General features: G+C 40.4%; 20 protein-coding genes. 5 read left to right on the top strand and 15 right to left on the bottom strand.

The window, feature by feature from the left end; genetic code table 11:
• Positions 1-4 precede the first annotated feature (4 nt).
• Positions 5-1,798, top strand: coding sequence for a methyl-accepting chemotaxis protein (locus BAA9072_RS02965; protein WP_230980741.1), 1,794 nt, complete (start codon positions 5-7; stop codon positions 1,796-1,798).
• A 67-nt stretch (positions 1,799-1,865) separates the two neighbouring features.
• Here the strand turns inward: BAA9072_RS02965 and BAA9072_RS02970 are convergent, their stop codons facing one another.
• A complete protein-coding gene (locus BAA9072_RS02970) occupies positions 1,866-2,015 on the bottom strand; it encodes a YjcZ family sporulation protein (RefSeq protein WP_201713226.1) in 150 nt (49 codons plus the stop codon).
• A 163-nt stretch (positions 2,016-2,178) separates the two neighbouring features.
• Here BAA9072_RS02970 and BAA9072_RS02975 point away from each other — a divergent pair, with 163 nt between their 5' ends.
• Positions 2,179-2,760 (top strand): DUF502 domain-containing protein, encoded by a 582-nt coding sequence (locus tag BAA9072_RS02975; RefSeq protein WP_201713227.1) that lies wholly within the window; start codon positions 2,179-2,181, stop codon positions 2,758-2,760.
• A 177-nt stretch (positions 2,761-2,937) separates the two neighbouring features.
• Here the strand turns inward: BAA9072_RS02975 and BAA9072_RS02980 are convergent, their stop codons facing one another.
• From BAA9072_RS02980 to rsgA, 4 genes are all read right to left on the bottom strand, one after another.
• A complete protein-coding gene (locus tag BAA9072_RS02980; RefSeq protein ID WP_201713673.1) occupies positions 2,938-3,438 on the bottom strand; it encodes a PTS sugar transporter subunit IIA in 501 nt (166 codons plus the stop codon).
• A gap of 110 nt (positions 3,439-3,548) precedes the next feature.
• Positions 3,549-3,971, bottom strand: a complete 423-nt coding sequence (gene msrB, locus BAA9072_RS02985; protein ID WP_201713228.1) for a peptide-methionine (R)-S-oxide reductase MsrB — start codon at positions 3,969-3,971, stop codon at positions 3,549-3,551.
• The gene (gene msrA, locus BAA9072_RS02990; RefSeq protein ID WP_201713229.1) at positions 3,964-4,509 is read right to left on the bottom strand and encodes a peptide-methionine (S)-S-oxide reductase MsrA; all 546 of its coding nucleotides are present in this window, start codon (positions 4,507-4,509) and stop codon (positions 3,964-3,966) included. Before msrA ends, msrB begins: the two co-directional genes overlap by 8 nt.
• Before the next feature lie 176 nt (positions 4,510-4,685).
• Positions 4,686-5,711, bottom strand: a complete 1,026-nt coding sequence (gene rsgA, locus BAA9072_RS02995; protein WP_230980742.1) for a ribosome small subunit-dependent GTPase A — start codon at positions 5,709-5,711, stop codon at positions 4,686-4,688.
• 324 nt (positions 5,712-6,035) lie between these two features.
• Between rsgA and BAA9072_RS03000 the strand changes: the two genes are divergently transcribed.
• Complete coding sequence (locus tag BAA9072_RS03000) at positions 6,036-6,776, top strand: DUF4397 domain-containing protein (RefSeq protein WP_201713230.1); 741 nt, start codon at positions 6,036-6,038, stop codon at positions 6,774-6,776.
• A 59-nt stretch (positions 6,777-6,835) separates the two neighbouring features.
• On the opposite strand, the gene BAA9072_RS03005 is transcribed toward BAA9072_RS03000, so the two are convergent.
• The 3 genes from BAA9072_RS03005 to BAA9072_RS03015 form a co-directional block, all read right to left on the bottom strand.
• A complete protein-coding gene (locus tag BAA9072_RS03005; RefSeq protein ID WP_201713231.1) occupies positions 6,836-7,423 on the bottom strand; it encodes a YpmS family protein in 588 nt (195 codons plus the stop codon).
• On the bottom strand, positions 7,420-8,250 hold the full coding sequence (locus BAA9072_RS03010; RefSeq protein ID WP_201713232.1) for an SGNH/GDSL hydrolase family protein: 831 nt from the start codon (positions 8,248-8,250) through the stop codon (positions 7,420-7,422). The genes BAA9072_RS03005 and BAA9072_RS03010 overlap by 4 nt, the downstream gene beginning before the upstream one ends.
• A 109-nt stretch (positions 8,251-8,359) precedes the next feature.
• Entirely contained in the window at positions 8,360-9,337 is a 978-nt protein-coding gene (locus BAA9072_RS03015) for a nucleoside hydrolase (protein ID WP_201713233.1), read from the bottom strand.
• 220 nt (positions 9,338-9,557) lie between these two features.
• Between BAA9072_RS03015 and BAA9072_RS03020 the strand changes: the two genes are divergently transcribed.
• Positions 9,558-10,043, top strand: coding sequence for a PCYCGC domain-containing protein (locus tag BAA9072_RS03020; RefSeq protein ID WP_201713234.1), 486 nt, complete (start codon positions 9,558-9,560; stop codon positions 10,041-10,043).
• 84 nt (positions 10,044-10,127) lie between these two features.
• On the opposite strand, the gene BAA9072_RS03025 is transcribed toward BAA9072_RS03020, so the two are convergent.
• The 3 genes from BAA9072_RS03025 to BAA9072_RS03035 all read right to left on the bottom strand — a co-directional run bounded on the left by BAA9072_RS03025 (position 10,128) and on the right by BAA9072_RS03035 (position 12,172).
• Complete coding sequence (locus BAA9072_RS03025; RefSeq protein ID WP_201713675.1) at positions 10,128-10,970, bottom strand: DegV family protein; 843 nt, start codon at positions 10,968-10,970, stop codon at positions 10,128-10,130.
• Positions 10,971-11,164: 194 nt separating this feature from the next.
• Complete coding sequence (locus tag BAA9072_RS03030) at positions 11,165-11,416, bottom strand: DUF2535 family protein (protein WP_201713235.1); 252 nt, start codon at positions 11,414-11,416, stop codon at positions 11,165-11,167.
• 93 nt (positions 11,417-11,509) lie between these two features.
• Positions 11,510-12,172 carry an SOS response-associated peptidase gene (locus tag BAA9072_RS03035; protein ID WP_201713236.1) on the bottom strand — a complete coding sequence of 221 codons (663 nt, stop codon included), beginning with the start codon at positions 12,170-12,172 and terminating at the stop codon, positions 11,510-11,512.
• Positions 12,173-12,357: 185 nt separating this feature from the next.
• Here BAA9072_RS03035 and trhA point away from each other — a divergent pair, with 185 nt between their 5' ends.
• Entirely contained in the window at positions 12,358-12,996 is a 639-nt protein-coding gene (trhA, locus tag BAA9072_RS03040) for a PAQR family membrane homeostasis protein TrhA (protein ID WP_201713237.1), read from the top strand.
• A 140-nt stretch (positions 12,997-13,136) separates the two neighbouring features.
• On the opposite strand, the gene BAA9072_RS03045 is transcribed toward trhA, so the two are convergent.
• From BAA9072_RS03045 to BAA9072_RS03060, 4 genes are all read right to left on the bottom strand, one after another.
• A complete protein-coding gene (locus BAA9072_RS03045) occupies positions 13,137-13,622 on the bottom strand; it encodes a dihydrofolate reductase (RefSeq protein WP_201713238.1) in 486 nt (161 codons plus the stop codon).
• Positions 13,619-14,413: a thymidylate synthase gene (locus BAA9072_RS03050; RefSeq protein ID WP_201713239.1), complete on the bottom strand. Its 795-nt coding sequence runs from the start codon at positions 14,411-14,413 to the stop codon at positions 13,619-13,621. Before BAA9072_RS03050 ends, BAA9072_RS03045 begins: the two co-directional genes overlap by 4 nt.
• Before the next feature lie 22 nt (positions 14,414-14,435).
• On the bottom strand, positions 14,436-15,125 hold the full coding sequence (locus BAA9072_RS03055) for an anthrax toxin lethal factor-related metalloendopeptidase (RefSeq protein ID WP_201713240.1): 690 nt from the start codon (positions 15,123-15,125) through the stop codon (positions 14,436-14,438).
• Positions 15,126-15,289: 164 nt separating this feature from the next.
• Positions 15,290-15,880: a YpjP family protein gene (locus BAA9072_RS03060; protein WP_201713241.1), complete on the bottom strand. Its 591-nt coding sequence runs from the start codon at positions 15,878-15,880 to the stop codon at positions 15,290-15,292.
• Positions 15,881-15,888 lie beyond the last annotated feature (8 nt).

Here is a 15,888-nt window from a genome sequence, read left to right on the forward strand (position 1 = left end):
AACGGTGAAAAAAACTAGAGAAAAACTACTAAAAAAAGTACCAAAAAGAAACAAAAAAAAGAAGGAAGGATCTAAAAGTACCTTTGGTTTCTTTTCATATTTTCGTACCATAAGGGGAAAGGTTGTTCTGTCGTTCGGTTTATTAACGATTGTCCTACTGGTTCTCGCATCAACATCTTACTTCAACATGATGAAACTGGAAAAAGAGATCGACAAGCTGATTACATACGATATGAAGGTTGATACGAAGGTTAAAGATCTTTCAAAGGTGTTAAATGAAATTGAAATAGGCGAACAAGGTTTCGTCATTACGGGCGCAACTGGTTTTCTGGCACCATACCAGAATGGTAAAGGTGAAGTGGAAACTCATATTGAGGAATTGAACACCCTATTGAAGGGTGATCCTGAACAGCTTGATAAAATGGATAAGATTCAAGCACAATACGGCTTTTGGATTCAATTTGTTGACAGGGTAATCGAGACCAGAAAAGGTAAAGGGCTCGATCAGGCTGCCAAACTCGTAGAATCCGGTACAGGGAAGAAATACTTGGACGGTATCCGTTCATACGTAGATATGATTGTGGTCGATCAGCAAAAAGATCTGAATAAGCGGATTGATTCTCTTACTCAACAAGTGTCCTTATCTAAAATTGTCACCATCGGCTTATCGGCATTCGCCGTTCTCTTGGCGGTTTTCTTTGGAATCATTTTAACTCATACAATTAAAACAAATACAAAGAAAATTAGTCGATCCATTTTAGAGATTGCCAATGCGGGTGGAGATTTAACGAAACGAATCCATGTAAAATCCAAAGATGAGTTGGCTGACCTGGCCTCTGATACGAATCAGCTTATTGGGGGGATCGCAATTCTTGTTAAACAGGTCTCTGAAATGGCAGAAAACGTATCTGCAAGCAGCCAGGAGCTTCTCGCCTCTGCAGAAGAAACGTCACGTACGATCACCTCCATTGCGGAAACATCGAGTGAAATTGCGGCAGGAAGCGACCAGACAACACATCGTATGTCCACTTCATTAGAGAAGATGAACAGCCTTGAAGAGGCAGCCCGCTTTTTATTCAATCAGGCGGAACTCGTAAGGCAGACAGCACGTGATATGAGAGTCGTTGCCGAAAAAGGAGGACAAACCGTTCAGGCCTCTTCATCAAAAATGATGAGTATTGAAGAAACCATGTCCAATACGAGTGAAACCGTTGAAGCCTTGGGACAACGGTCATCACAAATCACCACCATCATTGGCACCATTACAGACATTGCCGAACAAACCAATCTTCTCGCACTAAATGCTGCCATCGAAGCAGCCCGGGCAGGTGAACACGGCAGAGGATTTGCCGTTGTTGCTGATGAAGTCAGAAAGCTTGCAGAACAATCTCGACAGGCTGCAAAGGGAGTAACGGAAATCGTCCACAGCATCCAGGAGGAAGTCAATATCATCATCAAGCAAAACTCTGACGGGGTGAAGGAAGTCATTGCAGGGGTTGAAATCACCAATGAAACGAATGCATCCCTGGAAGATATACTGAGTCAAACAACCAAAACAACCGTTGTAGTGGATGAAATGGTGGACCATATCCAAGAAACGCTTAATCTCAGTCAAGAAGTAGCAACGTCATTTGCCCATGTAAATGAAATTGCTGAGTCCACTGCTTCTAACACCGAAACCACAGCCGCTGCATCGGAAGAAGGATCTGCTGCCATGGAACAAGTCACAGCAAGTGCATCAGAACTTTCTCAGCAAGCTGAAAAACTGAAAGAATTAATCTCAAGCTTTAAAATTTAATCCAAAAAGAGCTGTCAAGTCGACAGCTCTTTTTTTCATCATTATTTTCAAGTATCACCATAATGGGTTAATTCCCGCAGTAACAAACGGCTCCAATAATAATCAACAGGATGAATAACACAACGATCAACGCAAAACCATTACCGCCACATCCACCGGCAGCCGGATATGCATACCCGCCTTGATAACATGGATCACAACCATATCCATAGTTCATACCTATCACTCCTCAAATAATTATTTATTTACCTTATACTCTATGTCATATACCTAGAAAGTGTTTGTGCATTCGCCCATTTAATTTAACACCACTTCTTTTCCGGATGAAATCTTTCTATATAATGAAGAGAGTTTATTGAAAAGGCAGGAGAATTGACTGTATGAAATGGTTTATTAAATCGTTTATCAACGGTGTACTTACGATTGTTCCGATTGCACTCGTTGGCTACGTTGTATATAAGATGTTTTTATTTTTCGATGGCTTATTAGGAAATGTCTTAAAACCTTATCTGGATGAAAACTACATCCCTGGTATCGGGTTGTTCGCCACAATCGTTCTGTTAACAGTACTCGGATGGTTGTCCACGAAATTCTTTACAGGGACCATCATTCGAATAGTGGATATTGTGTTACAAAAAATTCCTTTTATCAAAACAATTTACTCGGTGATCAAGGACACTATCCATTCTTTCTTAGGAGAAAAAAAGTCATTTTCAAAAGTAGCTCTCGTCACAATGCCTGGAACGACAATGAAATGTCTGGGTTTCATTACGACAGAGAACGTTAAAGATCTGCATTATGATCTTCAGGGGCACGCAGCCGTATACATTCCACAAACCTTCCAGGTTGCCGGTGTGACCTTCTTAGTCCCCAAAACAGATATCGAAATTCTCGACATTAAACCTGAGGAGGCGATGAAATTCATTTTATCTGGTGGGATGACAACGAAGAGCGAGAAATAGTGGAAGTTCCATGATACAACAAGATTGGGATAAAGGAGGAAGAGATTAACATTTGCGTCATTTTCAACGCGATATAAAACATACTCCATTAAACGGTAAATGTTTCATCACTAAAACCTCATCATTCATTTTATACAGAAAAAAGACCGGCAACTTCGCCGGTCTTTCCTCTTAATACTATTTGGAAAAAATCTCAAACACTTCTTCCTGTCCTGCTGTAACACTTGCTACGTCTTTTATCACAAGCTCTCCCATATCGTCACCATTCGTAATGATGATTGGTGTGATCGTGCTTTTCGCTTTTTCTTTTACAAGTTCCAAATCATACGTAATTAAAGGGTCACCGATGCTTACTTTTGAACCTTCTGAAACATGGGCTTCGAAACCTTCACCGTTCATTGAGACGGTCTCAAGTCCGATGTGGATTAGAATTTCAGCGCCATTCTTCGCTTTGATCCCTACAGCGTGCTTTGTGGGGAAGAGCTGCATGATTTCGCCTTCTACAGGTGAAACGACTTTTCCGATTGTCGGATCGATGGCGATTCCATCCCCCATCATCTTTTGGGAAAATACAGGGTCCGGAACCTCTTCAAGTGATTTCAAAGAGCCTGTTAAGGGTGCGACGGCAATTACCGTTTTAGGTGCTTCTTCTTTTTTACCAAAAAGTTTCTTTAACATCATCATTCACCTTCCTATTCATATTTTTTATATACACATATGTAACTCATCGTAAACATGAGTAGTCTATTTTATCACATGTGTGAATAGTTTCACAGCAATTCACTATGTTAGAATAACTTCTTGTATAGTCCATACCCTTCCTCTTCTAATTTCTCGACAGGGATGAACCTGAGAGCAGCGGAATTGATACAGTAGCGAAGTTTTGTCGGACCGGGACCATCATTGAAAACGTGACCGAGATGAGAATCGGCTTCCTTGCTCCTTACTTCTGTCCGTACCATAAAGTGACTTCTATCTTCTTTTTCCGAAACTTCTTCTTCATCGATCGGTTTGGTGAAACTCGGCCAACCGCATCCGGCATCATACTTATCCTTCGAGCTGAAAAGAGGTTTCCCAGAGACGACATCTACATAAATCCCCTCTTCGAACGAATTCCAATATTCGTTTCTAAACGGTGGCTCGGTCCCATTATTTTGAGTGACATCATATTGCTCGGGTGTTAACTTTTTCTTTAGGTTCTCTTTACTCATTTTTATCCCCCCAATGGTTATCAATAAATGCAACTCTTCCGGACCCCCTGCTGTATCTTTGATAATGCCCGGGGTTTTTTTTATAATAATCCTGATGATATTCCTCCGCAGGATAGAATACTTTAGCAGGTAATATCTCTGTTGCTATTGGCTTGGAGAAAATTCCTGATTGTCCGATCCTCTCCTTGGATTTTTCGGCTGCTCTTTTCTGCTGCTCATCATGGTAGAAGATAACTGTTTTATACGATTGTCCCCTGTCAAAAAACTGACCGCCTGGATCTGTCGGATCGATTTGCTGCCAGTACACCTCTAATAACTTTTCGTAAGAAAAAATAGATGGGTCATATTCAATTTGAACAGCCTCATAATGACCTGTCATTTCACTGCACACTTCTTTATACGTCGGATCGGGAAGGTGTCCCCCTGTGTATCCGGATGTCACACTGCCAATTCCGGGCTGTTCATCAAACGGTTTCACCATGCACCAGAAACACCCTCCTGCAAACGTGGCCTTCTCATACGTTGAAGCCTTTGACATGCTCATCATCCTTTCCATATTATTCTCTTTCACTATTCCCTTTGTAAGAGATTTTAACGCATCCCTGTTAAAAAGGGAAAGTATTAAGCTTGCCGGATCGGTTTCAACCTCCAAAAGGATTGGAATATATCCACCAAAAAAAAGAGTGCCCTCCAAAGGGTCACTCATCCGTAATATTATTTAAGTCGTCTCTGCTTTCCGATACTCTTCCACTTCTTTCGTTCCAATGATTCCAATCGCTTATTTCCCCGTCTCTCCATATAAGCGATCTCCCTTTGGAGCTTTTGATAGTGTTCGAGCCTTTCCTCTGAAAGGGTTCCTTCTTCAATCGCCATGCGGATCTCGCAGCCTGGTTCATCTTCATGACGGCAGTCGTTGAATCGGCAGTGAAGAGCTAATTCCTCAATGTCATGATATTGTGTTGATAATCCTTCCTGCCCCTGCCATAATTGGATTTCTCTCATCCCCGGTGTATCAATAATCGAAGCACCATTTTCTAATAGGAATAATTCCCGATGGGTGGTCGTATGACGACCTTTATCATCGGATTCTCTTATTTCCTTTGTCTTCTGTACGTCATGCCCTACAAGTAGGTTGGTCAATGTGGATTTGCCCACTCCTGAAGAACCGGCAAGCGCCACCGTTTGCCCCTTTTCAAGAAAAGGCATCAGGTCCTCTACCCCTTCCTGATTCACGGCACTTATGGTAACGACTTTCACTCCAAGTAATGTGTTTTCCACTTCTCTTCTCTTTTCTTCTACATTCCTACACGTATCGGATTTCGTCAGGACGATGACAGGGTTTGCCCCGCTTTCCCAACATAGAAGCAAATAACGTTCCATCCGTTTACTGTTTAAATCATCATTTAAAGAAGATAGAATGAAGACAGTATCGATATTGGCAGCAATGATCTGCTCTTCTGCTTCATTTCCTGCTTTTTTTCTTGAAAATTTACTCGTCCGGGGTAAAACTTTCTCAATGATCGCCCCTTCCCCGCTTAGGAGAACCCAATCTCCGACTGCCGGGAGCTCTTCACGCTGAACGGTTTCAAATCTGAGCTTACCGGAAATCTTACTCAGAGCTTCCCCTGTTTTTGTCATGACCATAAAGGCACCCCTTTGCTCGGTCACAACCCTTCCCAATATAAATCCTTCTTCTGACAAGTGGTTCATCATTTCAAAAACTGTTTCTCTACTATTCAACTTATTTCCTCCCAAAATAAAAAATCCGTTGCGCGGTTCGACACGTCAACGGATTTTTTATGTTAGAAATCAAAAAATCAAATAATCCCGTTTAAAGTGAGTTGACGTGCAGAACCGATATGATACATATATGCTTTAGCCGTTTGATCAATTAATAATAGGTTCATAAGGTATCACCCACTTTCTCAATTAGTAACTTCATTATCCAATATTTCCATCCAGATTGCAAGGGATAATTCTGATTTTTATAAAAATAGGTGCTTTCACCATTTTTTCTCCCGGGCATATTCTATTTATGTTAATAAAGATAAGGGAGAGATACGGATGAGCCAACATGATTATTTAACTAAAGCTGCCATGTACGACCTATTATCCGGTTATTATAAATATACTGATCCATCCATGCATGTTCATTATTATCAAAAACATCTTAAATATATGAGGATGGCTATGCAGGCACAGAGAGCTGACATGACAACCTCCACACAGCCGTCGTACGTCCGCTTGTTACATGCAGTCCCCGATGCACCGAATGTGGATGTATACGTAAATGGAAAACGCGTTTTACGGGATGTAGCATTTAAAGATGTAAGCGATTATTTAACATTGCCAGCGGGTAAATATCATATTGATGTGTATCCCACAGGTACAAGTGTAACAACGGTCATAAGTAAAAAAGTGAAAATCGATCCCGGGAAAATTTATACATTGGCAGCCGTTGGGACTTTAAATAAAATGCAATTACTGCCCTATCTGGACGATCCAACTGTCCCTGGCGGAGAAACAAAGGTGAAATTCATTCACCTTTCCCCTGACGCCCCGGCTGTTGATATTGCAGTAAAAGGCGGGGATGTTATATTTCAGGATATCCCATTTAAACAAGCGACCGATTATCTTGGGTTAACCCCGATGACCGTCAATCTTGAAGCCAGGGTCTCCGGAAGTAAGAACAGTGTGCTCAGCATCCCTAATGTGAAGCTAAATCCGAATCAAGCATACACGATCGTAGCTGTTGGATTAGCCAATGGGACCCCGGATCTGGAGGCTCTCCTTTTGAAAGGGTAACATCGATTGATAAATGTTGGAAAATAAAAAGGTGACTTCAGAAGGAAGCCACCTTTTCTTTATTGGGCACGGTCAACAGGGACGAGCAATCTGAATGAAATATTATCATTTTTCAAATCGAATTCGTTTGCCCGAACTTTCACATCACTTTTTAACTTCATGTCTTGTAGTGAGACGTAAATCAATTCATCGTTAGGTTGAATTTTCACCCAATCCGGGAAATTATAAGAATCTCTAATGACTTTTAACACGTAGTTAACCGGAAGATTCAAAGAACCTACTGAAATGGATTTTTGTTTTAACAGAATATCCCCATTATCCAAAGCTTTCGGTTCGAAATTCAACTTAAAGTCCAGGTCGGAAGTAAAGACAGGGACAGAACCGAGCAGTTCAACATCATCCTTCAGTTGAACATCATAATCCACCGGCCCTTTCATTCCTTCTTCTTCTATATAATGTTCGATAATAAGATTTAAGTCATTTTTGTTTGTCTCTACATTAAACCCAACTTGTTGATTAGGATTTTTGTTATCTTTCGGCAGTGCATCATCCTTTATTGGCATAAATATCATGGAAACAATGATGACGAATCCCAATATTATCAGCCCTAAAAGGACAAAAAACCCTACCTTCCATTTATTCTTCATGACGGCTGCTCCTCTTCCTCAACAGAATCTCTTTTCTCTGTCAATGTAGCTAATGTTTCCCCGTTTGCAAGATCCGTAAACATTCGATCTGCGATCAATTTGTATCCTTCATCATTGGGATGAAAGTAGTCTTCATACAGCAAAGTATCTCCTGCATCTATAAATAAGTCCTGGATCTTAACAAATAACGTCTGATCATAACCCGACAGCACCTGTCTGCTTGCTTCATTCCAATTATAGATCACCTGATTGACCTCATCAATATCTGAAAACCAGGTGTTAAAGGGATTATACAGACCGACAAGGACAATACCTGCGTCGGGGTTATAACTTCGGATCGTTTCAATAATTTCCTTTAACCGGAGCTGATATTGCCTTTTCTCCTCCTGAAACACCTCTAATTTCAAGTGTGATAAATTTTCACGAAAAATTTTCATAACATCGTTCCCGCCGATTGTGATCATGACTAAATCCGACTCCCCGATGGAAGATTTCACATCTTCCTTCTTCAGTCTTTTCAATAATTGATCCGTACGGTTTCCCCTGACTCCGTAGTTATGAAACTGGGCGTCCTTCACACCATCCAATGATTCGAGATTCCTTTCCAAATAAGGAACATATCCACCCTTTTTCGTACTATCACCAACACCTTGAGTCAATGAATCCCCAATTGAAACCACCTTTAAGTTCTTCGGTATAAAAGTTTCATTTGGACTTTCTTTATCCCAGTTGGATACTTCTCTTGTAATATGATCAGCAGCATCTTCTAACGAACATCCTGACAGGAAAAAAACAAAAGCGAGCATGAGAACAGCTATTTTTTTCATATGTGTCACCTCGCTTACTCTTTTATTTATTATATCACGGTTTATGACTGGTAAAACATTAATACACTCATCATCGGACTTACTTATCTTAAATAGAACTTCTCGAATTTTAACGTGTCGGCCCTGATTGCAGGGTTGCAAATACTTCAGTTATGAACTGACCGTAATGGAATTGTTTCGCAATTTTATGGATGGGCCAGTGTGCTTTATCCGGTGACTTCCTAAAATCCCCAATGCTTTGCCCAAAGGTACATCCTGTATTGACGGCAACACGTATCGGTACATCTTCAAAGGTCATTTTTCCACCATCAGCGAGTGCCCACATGGCCAATAAATCATGAAGGGGGCTTCCTGATATTTCAGGATAGGTCTTTTTATAAAACTTATAATAATAATCCACCATTGGCTTTATGATCTGACCAACCTTATCATTGGACTTCACATAAAATTCATGGAGTTGATCAATCATGGCGGGTGTTATGAGTGCATACATTGTAACATCCAATGGAATGAGATGAATTTTCTTTGGAGCAAGCTGAATCAGGATATTGGCTGCGTATGGGTCTCCGTAGAAATTCGCCTCTGCCACTGGAGTAACATTTCCCGGTACATGGAATGCCCCACCCATTACATAAAATTCTTTTACTTTTTTCATCGTTTCTGGATATAAAACAAAGGCAGTTGCCAAGGAGGTTAATCGACCTGCAGAGTATATATAGATTTCTCCCGCATAGTGATTTATGAGTTCCTTGATTTCATAGAAACTTTCACTGATGTCAGCTGGGCTAAATTCAATCTCATCAGGACTGATCGGACCAAGTCCCGCCACCCCATGAACTTCAGGGTAGAACTGGGGTTGTGTTCCCGTTAAGGAAGATACCGCTCCACCGATAACCGGAATATCCGTAATCCCTGTAATGCTCTGCAGGTATTTCACATTTTTTAATGCGGCTTCTCTTGAAACATTACCATAGTCTGATACAATGCCCACGATTTCGATCGTACCACTATAGTAGGCATACAACACAGCCACAATATCATCAATTCCAAAATCCGAAATCACCAACACTTTCTTTTTATCAGACAAGAACGTACACTTCCCTTCTCCGAAAATCCTGCATAATAAGGAAGGACTGATGCAATCTCATGCCCATAAACTGAGTCTTTCTTACCTATTATATTCCTATGATATGATTGATTCTGTTATGAGGTCGCAAGAATATTCATAAAATCAACAAAAACTGGTAGTAAACCTCTTTTATGAAAATGGTACAATACGTGTAGGATCATAATGAAAGGTGAATGGTATGAAGAAAAATATATTAGTGTATTTCACATGTGTGATCGGTTTATTAGGAATTCTTGCAGGGTGTTCAAGCAACCAAAATGAAGAAGCTCACCATGATCACACTGCGGCTAATGGGGATATTCGAGAAGAAACAGCTTCTGTCGATACTCTTCCGTCTTTTCTTGATGATAAAGATGACAATATGAGACTCATTTATTCCTCAGCAGCAAAAAACCCCGAACTCCTAAAATATATTCCTTGTTATTGTGGGTGCGGTGATGCAGCCGGGCACGAAAGCAACCTTAATTGCTTTGTTTATAAGACGGAAGGGGATAAAGTGGTTTGGGATGATCACGGTACCAGATGTGAGCTTTGCTTAAAAATTGCAGCTGAATCCATCGTAAAATATAAAAATGGTGAATCCATCAAACAGATCAGGACGTTTATTGATGAACAGTATAAGGAAGGCTATGCAAAACCAACCCCTACACCGATGCCTTCATAAAATCAGACAGCAGGTCTCCTCTGCTGTTTTTTTTTGCGAATATAAAAAAGACGAAAGGATAAAATCCACTTCGTCTTTCATTCATTACTCTGTGTAATACATAAACCCAATCGCACCAATCCCTGTGTGGGTACTAATGATTGGAGTTGTAGGAGAAATCTCAATTTGATCGAAACCTGTCTTTTCAATAATCTTTGCTTTCAGGTTTTGTGCCAGATTTAATCCGTCCGCGTGAACCAATCCTACCCCCCGGATAGTCTTTCCTTTCACATCTTCAACAAACTGGGATGTTAAGTACTTCACTACCTGTGAATGGCTTCTGACCTTCGCAACCGGAGTATACTCTGCTCCTTCTAAAGAAGCGATCGGCTTGATATTGAGCAAGGAACCAATCATGGCACGTCCTTTACCGATTCTTCCACCTTTCACCAGATTTTCCAGGGTATCGACCACTACAAACAATTTAGTGTTTGAACGGATTTCATCGATGGAGGCAAGGATCTCTTCTAAAGTCTTTCCTTCTTTAGCAAGCTTCGCCGCTTCCATCACCTGAAAAGCCAAACCTTTCGAAATGAAACGGGAATCCACTACTGTCACATCTGCTGAAGACATGTCTGCAGCAGACTCTGCTGATCGAACAGTCCCACTCATATTACCGGTCATATGTATGGATAACACTTTTGATCCATCTTTGCCTAATTCATTATAAAGTTCAACAAATGACCCTGCAGGGGGTTGAGAACTTTTTGGTAATTCCTTCGAAGCCTTCATTTTTTCTAAGAAGCTTAAAGGTGAAAGATCTATTCTATCTAAGTAGGTTTCCCCATCAATTGAAATAGACAGTGGAACCACATGAATATTTAGCTCCTGTAAAACTTCATCCGTTAAATCTACTGTCGAGTCTGTTACAATCTTAATTTCGGTCAATTTTGCCACATCCTATCTCCCATATCATAAGTATTATATCGTTAAACGCCTAGGATTTAAATAGATAGTCAGCATTTATACTCAATGGGTGAGATTGTTGTAAATGGGGCACTCTCCTTACTCATAAGGGTACTCAAATAAAAAGGTCTGATCCTGTGCAGCCTCTGCACCACAGGACCAGACCCCCGGAAAACTTATGCATTATTCTTTAACTCGTCTGATTGATAAATTTCTTCATACTCTGACCATTTCGTCGTTCTCTTTAAATGTTCTCTAAAGCTGAAGATGGTCTTAGGCTCATTTTGATTGATGATTTTAGTGATGAATTGATGCAGCCTAAGATTTACCCTTAGGTAGCGGGGGTTATCTTTCTTCATTACAGGAACTTCTAAGATTTTGACCTTCCGTCCATACTTTGATTTGAACTCGATGGTTTTTGTCAGCAAAGTATCAATCCTCTTTTTCACCCGTTTATGCTTATATTATACCCTATTTCGGACTGCATAAAATGTCAAATCGTGCAAAAGTGCCAATATTTTTTATATTCCAGATGATACTGGGACAATGCATTCCGATGTATCATGTTTAGGTGAGTTCACAGTTGAGGAAACTTGATATCCTTTCATCCATTCATGGGGAAGTGGTTTTAAAACAGATGCAGCTTGTGCAAAGGAGTATTCATCTGTATTAAGCCACTTCTCAATATCTTCACGGTTCGTGAGCATCACCGGCATCCTCTCATGGACATGTCCCACCAGGGAATTAGCTTCTGTTGTCAGGATAGTAGAGGTTGCAACCTCCCCATTTTTGTCCCATAATCCTGCAAACACAAATGGCTCTTCTTTATTCAATTGGAACCTTACCGGTACCTTAACAGATTTCTCCTTCTTCCATTCATAGAAACCATCAGCAAAGACCACCATTCTCCTCGAATGTACAAGGGATCTGAAACTGGGTTTGTCTAGAAGCGTTTCGCTTCGTGCATTAATTAGTGGTTTCCACTTGGCGGGGTTGGCCCAGTGGGGTACAAGTCCCCACGTTATGCCCCCTGCTCTCCGCTTCCCTTTATGAGAAATAAGAGAAAGGACGTTCTGTGATGGAGCAATGTTGTATCTCGGCTGCCAATCTTCATGAATTTCTTCAATCAAGTATTGCTTCACCAATTCTTCTAAAGGGGTCGTCAAGGAAAATCTACCACACATATTCCCACCTCCTGTATATTCCTTTACTTAGGAATATACATCATTCTAATCTCTAATCCAAACGGAACACTTTAACCCTTTACTATGTTAATAATTGCACATTGGCGAAAAGAGGATTATCATGAATATATACAAATCACTCGTTAAACGATCCTTGAGATGATCGTAGAAAGGATGAACCTTCTTTGACATATGATTTCGATTTTTCTAATTGGAAAGAAGAAGTTGCCAATGCCATAACTCATGGTATCGGATTGATTTTGAGTATCCCGGCTTTAGTGATGTTAATCATCTTTGCCATTCATGAAGGTTCTGCCTGGCACATTGTCAGCTTCTCCATATTCGGTGCTTCAATGATTCTTCTATACTTATTTTCAACCCTCTTACACAGCTTTAAGCCTTCTAAGGTAAAAAATCTTTTTGCAATACTGGACCATTCGGCTATTTATGTACTGATTGCAGGAACATATACACCATTTATGCTTGTCAGTGTGCGAGGGGCACTCGGATGGACTTTGTTTGGAATCGTGTGGGGCCTTGCCATTGTGGGGATTGTATTTAAGTGTTACTTTGTTCAACGATATCAAGTAGTTTCCACCCTCTTCTATCTTGTGATGGGCTGGCTCGTGATCATTGCCATTAAACCATTGTATGCGAGTTTGACTGGGGCAGGTTTTGGCCTGCTGTTAACAGGTGGTATCATGTATTCCATCGGAGCCATCTTCTACGTGTGGAACAAGCTTCCATATAATCACGCCATCTGGCATCTTTTCGTCCTTGCAGGAAGCAGCTTTATGTATTTTTGTATCTTGTTTTATGTATGAAGATTTCATTTTAATCATAAGAAAAAGTCCAGCCACCTGGCCGGACTTTTTCTTATGATGTATTCTTCAAGAACTTTTTCAGTTAAGGAATCGATTAGTTATACAAGGTGACTTTATCTGAGTACCAAACTGCCAATCATCTATTTTCTTGCATAGATCTTGAATTCATAGTCGTAAGGATTTTTTTCGTCCTTTACTCCCATTTCTGAAGAAATACAGGTAAACTGTTCCCAAGGAATATGAGGCATGCTCGTATCCCCTTCGAATTCATGATGGATCTCAGTGACATAAAGTTTCTCTACATGAGGGATGAACTGTTTATATATTTCTCTTCCACCCATGATAAAGATTTCTCCATCTCTTTCTTCGGACCATTTCACAACTTCCTCCACAGAATGTAAAACAAGGCAGCCATCTTGTTGGAAACTGGTGTTTCTGGTCAGAATGACATTTTCACGATTTGGCAAGGGCTTTCCGATGGAGTCGAATGTCTTTCTCCCCATTACAATTCCATGTCCATTCGTCGTCTTTTTGAAAAATTTCAGGTCCTCCGGCAGTCTCCACGGCAGCCCATTATCCTTCCCTATCAGCTGATTCTGATCCATTGCCCAAATAAAAGATATCATACACTCACGACTCCTTTGATATGCGGATGTGGATCATATCCTTCAAGTTTGAAGTCTTCAAAGCTGAAACCGAAGATATCTTTGATTTCAGGATTGATCGTTAGCTTCGGTAATGCTTTAGGTTCCCTTGATAGCTGTAAGTTTACTTGTTCAACGTGATTCTGATAGATATGCACGTCGCCAAATGTATGAACGAACTCTCCGGCTTCCAAATCACAAGCCTGTGCCACCATCATCGTTAATAGAGCATAAGAAGCCATATTAAACGGAACACCAAGGAATACATCTGCAGAGCGTTGGTACAACTGACAGGACAGTTTTCCATCTGCTACGTAGAATTGGAACAGACAGTGACAAGGAGGCAAAGCCATATCGTCTACATCGGCTGCATTCCATGCGCTGACGATCATTCTTCTTGAGTCAGGGTTATGTTTAATCGTTTCGATGAGATTGGTAATCTGGTCGATGGTTTCACCATTCGATCCTGACCACGATCTCCATTGATGACCGTAGACAGGTCCGAGATTTCCATTTTCATCCGCCCATTCATTCCATATGCGGACCCCGTTTTCCTGGAGATAGGCTACGTTTGTATCGCCTTTTAAAAACCATAGAAGTTCATGGATGATGGATTTCACATGAAGCTTTTTAGTAGTAAGAAGAGGGAACCCTTCCTGTAAATCAAAACGCATTTGATAACCGAACGTACTGATCGTGCCAGTACCGGTCCGATCCTCCTTCTTTGTCCCGTTTTCCATTACATGTTTGCACAAGTCTAAATACTGCTTCACATTGACCACACCTTTAATAAGTTTATAGTTCTTTAATAAATCGATATGTTGCGGGTGCCTTTTTCTTTAGTAGATTCCTAGTTTCGGGATTCAAGTAGTACATAGCAAATGTTTCAGCAAAATATTCTTCTTTGTATTGAAGAAAATAAGGTTCATCCGGGAATACCCGTGGTGCTTCCCTTTTCCAAAGGGGTAAGAATTCCAGGTCATAATATAGATCCGTTAATACGTAGCGATCAATGCTGTGGGCAAGCTCATGAAGCTCCAGGTTGTATGAATTGTGCCCCTTCCCTTTCTCACTATGACCAATCTTTACTAAAACCAGCTTGGAACCACCAATACCTGGGACATCATCCCATGTAATACTTTTATTAGTGTACCCTCTGGGGGTGACTCCTTTCAAGTGACTTGTGGTAGAAAAATCGGTTAATTTTTTTTCGAAGAGCCGTACTTTTATATCTTTCGTTTCGGTGGAATCCAAGAGCGTTGTTGGAATATGGTCCAATCTCTTGATGATTTCCATTGCCTCTTCCTGATCATAATTGGATTCAGGCAAAAGGATGATTTCTTCTAATTGTGTACCGGATTGAAGATTCAATTTTGTTTTAAGGGGAGAGTGCTTTAAGAGGGTACCGCTGTAGTTTGCATTCGTGTGAGTCCAGAGAATCAAAAGAGTAACCGAAATCAGAAGGATGATGAAGGTTCGCTTCATTTTTGTCCCTCCTTTTTTTCTTTATAGGTTCGGACGATTTATTTATTACTATTTTACCATAATAATAGACATGTTTTTAGAAGAGATTGTTTCCAATACTAAAAATATGACAAATAAAAAAACAAGTACGCTCATTAACGTACTTGTTTTTTATTTATGTTAAATCAGGAAACGCTCATCCATTGGGGAGGAGTGTTTTTATTCCAATAAATGTTTCCTAAATCATGGTGCGTTTGAAATTGATCGTGCACCGTATGGTAGTGAAAGTTGAAATAATAGCCATCTTTAGGTGGATGATCTTTTCTCACATGAAATCGAATAACATCTTCACCGGATCTTTCGTCATAGATATGAAAAATCTTTTCGGTTTTGGCATATTGAGGTACTTCTGATATAGTAAGTGACGTTAAGTCTTCTTCTGGAAATTGTGAAGCCGTATCAGCTATCGCTTTCTCTATATTTGGCAGGATCAACGACTTGAACTCGTCTTCAATAACAGGTTTGATTTTTGTACCAAACTTTTCATACGCATTTTTCTCTGCTTGTGCCAGCATATTCTCTATAAACACACCATGGGAAACGACCGACTCTTCTTCCCGTGTTTCCTCTGGAGTGGATTCCATGGTGGCAGGCTTGCCATTATTCTTTGCAAGTGCATGATTTTCTTCATTTAGAAAGGCTTGTGATGGAGAAACAAGTCCAAATGTCAGGATGGATAGTAGTATAAAAAACGACTTTTTGAGCCAGATTGACATAGATAACG

The organism is Rossellomorea arthrocnemi, assembly GCF_904424705.1.
In the GTDB taxonomy this organism is placed as follows: Bacteria; Bacillota; Bacilli; order Bacillales; family Bacillaceae_B; genus Rossellomorea; species Rossellomorea arthrocnemi.